Here is a 1,208-nt window from a genome sequence, read left to right as displayed (position 1 = left end):
TCCCAACAACCCCACAACGCAAATCGACACCACACCAACGGCGCGCCCCCACTCAAACAGCCAAAACACAAAAACGCGAAAAGCGATGGTTTGCACCTCTTGTCCGTCCCAAGCACCTCAGCATTGATGCAAACGGGCCCAAAATACGTCGTTGTAATACCAGCGGGTTCAGCACCCCGGGCGCGTCAACGCTTCCCTCACGTACACATTGCGTTCTCGTCGATCGAGCCCGGTGAATCATTTGAGGTATCGATGAGTCGAGGGGGTCATTCAAGGCTCGCTAAGATTTCGACGATGTCGTGTTTACTCCGCTATCACGGCACGAGCATGTTCGCGTCGGACTCGAGCAGCTGCGAGATTCCGCTCGATTCAGATGGCTGCGCCCATCACCACTCAACCGGGTATGCTCAGATTGCATACAGTGTGGCTTCGCGATCGAGATCACTCCTGTGACATCTCGCTCGGTGGCCAGACCTCACCGTGCCCCTGACTTCTCTAGCCCCTGGGTCTTGCCGTCTTGCAGCACACGCCGGCATCACAGATCGTCGAACTGCAGCACTCAACCCCTAGGCTCTCCATGCAAGAGTGAGCGGATCATCTTCGGGTCACCTCCGACTGATGACATCAGCACCTGCAGAGAGCATCGCAATTGGCACATCGTCGTCATCTCCTATGCAAACACAGGCATCAGAATCACACGAGATACGAACTACCGCGAGTCGCTCCGTGATCAACAGATGAGTCCGTTGACATCGAGTTCGACGTCGAACTCGTGCGTTCGAGCAGGTGGCCCAAGCGGGCCATAACCGGCTTTCAGAAGCATCCGAATTCTCAGTCCTTCAAACCTTGACGGCTTTTCCTTTGAACGAAACCCTACCGCCGCATCTGTATGCAAGCACTCATACCTGAAGGCTGCATCTCAGCAACGTCGTCAGCCATCACAGAGCCTGGGTCCCACGCTGAACCGAAAGTGCTCGTACAGGCCTGACACAGTACTCGAACAAGCAAAAAAGGCTGCCCTGGTGCAGCGGGAGGCTTTTTGCCCTCGCTGCACCAGGGCAGCCTATCTATCCATGAGGAGAATAGAAAAAGGGGCTGGTCTCGATACTGAGACCAGCCCGTTTCCCATTAAAAAGAAGTCCGGCGGTGTCCTACTCTCCCACGAGGTCCCCCTCGCAGTACCATCGGCGCAGTCAGCCTTAGCTACC

General features: G+C 55.8%; 1 rRNA gene. It reads right to left on the bottom strand.

What is annotated here, in order from left to right:
• Positions 1-1,138: 1,138 nt before the first annotated feature.
• Positions 1,139-1,208, bottom strand: a 5S ribosomal RNA gene (gene rrf, locus KTJ78_RS14070); the annotation flags it as partial.

The organism is Leucobacter chinensis (genome assembly GCF_019049105.1).
Classification (GTDB): Bacteria; Actinomycetota; Actinomycetes; order Actinomycetales; family Microbacteriaceae; genus Leucobacter_A; species Leucobacter_A chinensis.
The sequence above is the reverse complement of the archived record's forward strand: the minus strand, read 5'-3'. Positions and strand labels throughout refer to the sequence as shown.